Origin of the sequence: Streptomyces sp. CBMA123, assembly GCF_014596465.1 — a bacterium.
Lineage (GTDB): Bacteria > Actinomycetota > Actinomycetes > Streptomycetales > Streptomycetaceae > Kitasatospora.
Genome location: NZ_MECK01000360.1, coordinates 1 through 4,347 on the forward strand (window position 1 = coordinate 1; position 4,347 = coordinate 4,347).

General features: G+C 76.7%; 1 protein-coding gene. It reads left to right on the forward strand.

The features are described 5' to 3' along the window. Positions 1 to 4,347, forward strand: a 4,347-nt coding sequence (locus tag BG452_RS30560) for a type I polyketide synthase (protein ID WP_188307597.1), incomplete at both ends; no start/stop codon positions are given.

Here is a 4,347-nt window from a genome sequence, read left to right on the forward strand (position 1 = left end):
GCACCCGCTGACCGGCGTCGTGCACGCCGCCGGTGTCGGCCAGGCCGCCCCGCTCGCGGACACCCCGGTCGCCGAGGTCGCCGCGCTCACCGCCGCCAAGCTCCACGGCGCCGCCCACCTCGACGCCCTCCTCACCGACCACGACCTGGACTTCTTCGTCCTCTTCTCCTCCGTCGCCGGCGTCTGGGGCGGCGCGGGCCAGAGCGCCTACGCCGCCGCCAACGCCTACCTCGACGCCCTCGCCGAGAACCGCCGCGCCCGCGGGCTGACCGCCACCTCGATCGCCTGGGGCCCGTGGGCCGGCGCCGGCATGGCCGCCCACGAGGCCGTCTCCGACGGCCTGCGGCGCCAGGGCCTGCGCTTCCTCACCCCGGAGACCGCCCTCACCGAGCTGCGCCGCGCGATCGTCCACGAGGACGTCACGGTGACCGTCGCGGACGTCGACTGGGAGCGCTACGTCCCCGTCTTCACCGCCGCCCGGCCGAGCGTCCTGTTCGACGAGCTCCCCGAGGTCCGCGCCCTCGCCCGCGGCGCCGCGGCCGACGCGGGCGCCGCCTCCGACCTCGTCCGCCGCCTGCGCGGCCTGTCCGAGGCCGAGCGCGACCGCCTGCTCGTCGACCTGGTGCGCCGCGAGGCCGCCGCCGTCCTCGGCCACGGCTCCGTCGACGGCGTGCCCGAGAAGCGCGCCTTCCGGGACGCCGGCTTCGACTCGCTGACCGCCGTCGAGCTGCGCAAGCGGCTCGCCGCGCTGACCGGCCTGCCGCTGCCCAGCACGATGGCCTTCGACCACCCGACGCCTGTCGCGCTCGCCGCCTTCCTGCGCGGCGAACTGCTCGACGGACCGCAGGACGTGACGGCGCCGCCGGCCGCCGCCGCCGACCCGGACGAGCCGATCGCCATCGTCGGCATGGGCTGCCGCTTCCCCGGCGGCGCGGGCAGCCCCGACCGGCTGTGGCAGCTCGTCACCGAGGGCACCGACGCCGTCTCCGAGTTCCCGGACAACCGCGGCTGGGACACCGGCCTCTACGACCCGGACCCGGACACCCCCGGCCGCACCTACTCCACCCAGGGCGGGTTCCTGCACGAGGCCGGCGAGTTCGACGCCGCGTTCTTCGGCATCTCCCCGCGCGAGGCCCTCGCCATGGACCCGCAGCAGCGCCTGCTGCTGGAGACCACCTGGGAGGCCCTCGAATCCGCGGGCATCGACCCGACCTCCGTGCACGGCAGTGCGACCGGCACGTTCATCGGCTCCACGTACCAGGAGTACGGGCTCGGCATGGACGACAGCTCCGCCGGGCACGCCGTCACCGGCACCAGCCCGAGCGTGCTCTCCGGCCGCCTCGCCTACCTGTTCGGCCTGGAGGGTCCGGCCGTCACCGTCGACACCGCGTGCTCCTCGTCGCTCGTCGCGCTGCACCTGGCCTGCCAGTCGCTGCGCGGCGGCGAGAGCTCCCTCGCGCTCGCCGGCGGCGCCACCGTCATGACCAACCCGAACGCCTTCATCGCCTTCAGCCGCCAGCGCGCCCTGGCCGCCGACGGCCGCTGCAAGGCCTTCTCCGAGGCCGCCGACGGCATGACCCTCGCCGAGGGCGTCGGCGTCGTCGTCCTGGAGCGGCTCTCCGACGCCGAGCGCAACGGCCACCAGGTGCTCGCCGTCATCCGCGGCTCCGCGATCAACCAGGACGGTGCCTCCAACGGGCTCACCGCGCCCAACGGGCCGTCCCAGCAGCGCGTCATCCGCCAGGCCCTGCACAACGCGGGCCTCACCCCCGACGACGTCGACGCCATCGAGGCGCACGGCACCGGCACCGCCCTCGGTGACCCGATCGAGGCCCAGGCGCTCCAGGCCGCGTACGGGCGCGACCGCGACCCGCAGCGCCCGCTGCTGCTCGGCTCGGTCAAGTCCAACATCGGCCACACCCAGTCGGCGGCCGGTGTCGCCGGCGTGATCAAGATGGTCCAGGCGCTGCGCCACGGCGTGCTCCCGGCCACCCTGCACGCCGGCGAGCCGTCCTCGCACATCGACTGGACCCCGGGCACCGTCGCCCTGCTCAACGAGGCCACACCCTGGCCGGCCGGCGAGCGGACCCGCCGCTGCGCGGTCTCCTCCTTCGGCATCAGCGGCACCAACGCGCACGTCGTGCTGGAGGAGGCGCCCGCCCTTGCCGAGGCCCCGGTCGCCGATCCGTCCGACGGCGTCGTGCCCTGGGTGCTCTCCGCCCGTACCCCCGCCGCCCTGCGCGCCCAGGCCTCGCGTCTGGCCGACCACCTCGACGCCGAGCCGGACCTGCGCCCGCACGACGTCGCGCACACCCTGCTGACCACCCGCGCCCTCTTCGAGCACCGCGCCGTCGTGCTCGGCGCCGACACCGCCGAACTGCGCGAGGGCCTCGCCGCGCTCGCCGCCGGCGCGTCCACGCCCAACGCCGTCCACGGCCTCGCCGAGGACGGCGGCCGCACCGTCTTCGTCTTCCCCGGCCAGGGCTCCCAGTGGGCCGGCATGGGCGCCCGACTGCTCGACGAGTCGCCGGTGTTCGCCGCGCGGATCGCCGAGTGCGCGGCGGCCCTGTCCGCGCACGTCGACTGGTCACTGCCCGACGTGCTGCGCCAGGCCGAGGGCGCGCCCGCGCTGGACCGCGTCGACGTCGTCCAGCCCGCGACCTTCGCCGTCATGGTGGCCCTCGCCGAGCTGTGGCGCGCCCACGGGATCCAGCCGGACGCCGTGGTGGGCCACTCGCAGGGCGAGATCGCCGCGGCCGTCGTCGCCGGGGCGCTCTCCCTGGAGGACGGCGCCCGCGTGGCCGCGCTGCGCAGCCGGCTCATCGGCCGCGTCCTCGCGGGCTCCGGCGGGATGGTCTCCGTGCCGCTGTCCGCCGAGGAGGCCGAGGAGCGGCTGCGCTCGCGCGGCGGCGGGCTCGCCGTCGCCGCCGTGAACGGGCCGCGGACCGTCGTCGTCGCCGGTCCGGCCGGCGAACTCGACGAGCTGATGGCCGAGTTCGAGGCCGAGGGCCTGCGCGCCCGGCGGATCAGTGTCGACTACGGCTCGCACTCCGCCCAGGTCGAACTCCTCAGGGACGACCTGCTGACCGCCCTCGCCCCCGTGCGCCCGCGCACCGCCGAGGTGCCGTTCTTCTCCACCGTCACCGGCGACTGGCTCGACACCACCGCCATGGACGCCGGCTACTGGTACCGCAACCTGCGCAACCCGGTGCGCTTCGACCCGGCCGTGCGGGAGCTGACGGCCCAGGGCCACGGCCTGTTCGTCGAGGTCAGCCCGCACACGGTGCTCACCATGGCGATCGAGGCCACCGCCGAGGACCTCGGCGGGCGCGCCACCGCCGTCGGCACCCTGCGCCGCGACAAGGGCGGCACCGACCGCTTCCTCGCCTCGCTCGCCGAGGCCTTCGTCCGCGGCGGACGGGCCGACTGGTCCGCCCGTACGGCCGGCGGGCGCCGCGTGCCGCTGCCCACCTACGCCTTCCAGCACGAGCACCTCTGGGCCGTCGCGCCGCGCCCCGGCGGGGAGCCGGAGGACGGCGAGTTCTGGAGCGCGGTCGAGGAGGCCGACGTCGAGGCGCTGGCCGCCCGGCTGCGCATCGACAGCGGCGCGCTCGCGCCGGTGCTGCCCGCGCTCTCCGACTGGCACCGCCGCCGGCGGGAGCGCTCGACGCTCGACTCCTGGCGCTACCGGGCGACGTGGAAGCCGGTGCCCGTCACCTCCGCCCGCCTGGACGGCACCTGGCTGCTCGTCACCGCCGTGGACGGAGAGGGGGAGGACGTCGCCGAGGCGCTGACCGCGCACGGCGCCACGGTCGAGCGGCTCGTCCTGGACGACACCTGCACCGACCGGCAGCGGCTCGCCGCGCGGCTCGACCCGGGTGAACCGAGCGGCATCGTCTCGCTGCTCGCCACCGCCGAGCACCCGAGCCAGCGCCACCCCGCCCTGCCCGAAGGCGTCGCGCTCACCCTCGCGCTGATCCAGGCCCTCGGCGACACCGGCCAGGACGCGCCGCTGTGGTGCCTCACCCGCGGCGCCGTCGCCGCCGGGCGCACCGACCGGATCGCCAACCCGGTCCAGGCGCAGGTCCACGGCCTCGGCTGGACGGCCGCCCTGGAGCACCCGCAGCGCTTCGGCGGCGTCGTCGACCTGCCCGAGGAGCTCGACCGGCGCGGCGGCGAGCGGCTGGCCGCCGTGCTGGCCGCCCGCGACGAGGACCAGGTGGCGATCCGCCCCTCCGGCGCCTACGCCCGCCGCATCGTCCGCGCCGAGACCGCCACCCGCCGGGAGGCCCGGCCACTGCGCGGCACCGTCCTCATCACCGGCGGCACCGGCACCCTCGCCCCGCA